Raw genomic sequence first — 586 nt, forward strand, 5'->3', positions numbered from 1 at the left:
ATATCGTGTTGCCGAGCAATGCGGGAAGTTAGCCAGGGCGTTTCGGGCTACTTAATTGGGCGTTAGTTGCCAACGAGAAAAACTCAGCTAAAGCAGAAAGTTTGGGCTAATGAATCGTGCAATTTTGCTCGGTTTTGTGTCTGGGTGTCGTTTGCTGATGTTGCGTTCGATTTTAATGTTGTGGTTTTGTTTTGCCGTTTCAGGCGCCAATTCACTTGTTGAAAGTCAGCTTTGTGACATTGCTTTTCCAAAAGGTCTTTTCGGTGCTTTCAGCCAGTTTTCTACGGCGCTGTAAGTTCCAAGTGGTTTCAGTGGCAGACGCTTTAAAACTGCGCCTGATTTGAGTTTTTCAAAGCGCTCAGAAACGGTGTTGGCAAAGTGGTAATAAACTGGAAATCAGTGGTTTAGAATGGCAACTAACAAAGCGTTTAAGGCAGATTCGCAACGCTAGGCATTTTCGGTTTGCTTTGAATTTAGTGTTTACGGCACAATGGTTTAGGTTCGGTGGTGTTGCTCACTACTTAACGCGGCGTTATAACGCAGTAGAGTTCATCACACATATTAAGGATTGATATGGAAGAATATT

1 protein-coding gene is annotated in these 586 nt (G+C 43.3%); it reads left to right on the forward strand.

The window, feature by feature from the left end:
• Positions 1-109: 109 nt before the first annotated feature.
• A complete protein-coding gene (locus HCZ42_RS21700) occupies positions 110-295 on the forward strand; it encodes a hypothetical protein (RefSeq protein ID WP_167422732.1) in 186 nt (61 codons plus the stop codon).
• The last annotated feature ends 291 nt before the right edge of the window (positions 296-586 follow it).

The sequence above is a fragment of the Vibrio hepatarius genome (assembly GCF_011806575.1).
Lineage (GTDB): Bacteria > Pseudomonadota > Gammaproteobacteria > Enterobacterales > Vibrionaceae > Vibrio > Vibrio hepatarius_A.

Bases quoted from the DNA above. Each gene is read 5' to 3' on its own strand.
- HCZ42_RS21700 (WP_167422732.1), top strand. From the start codon at position 110: ATGAATCGTGCAATTTTGCTCGGTTTTGTGTCTGGGTGTCGTTTGCTG.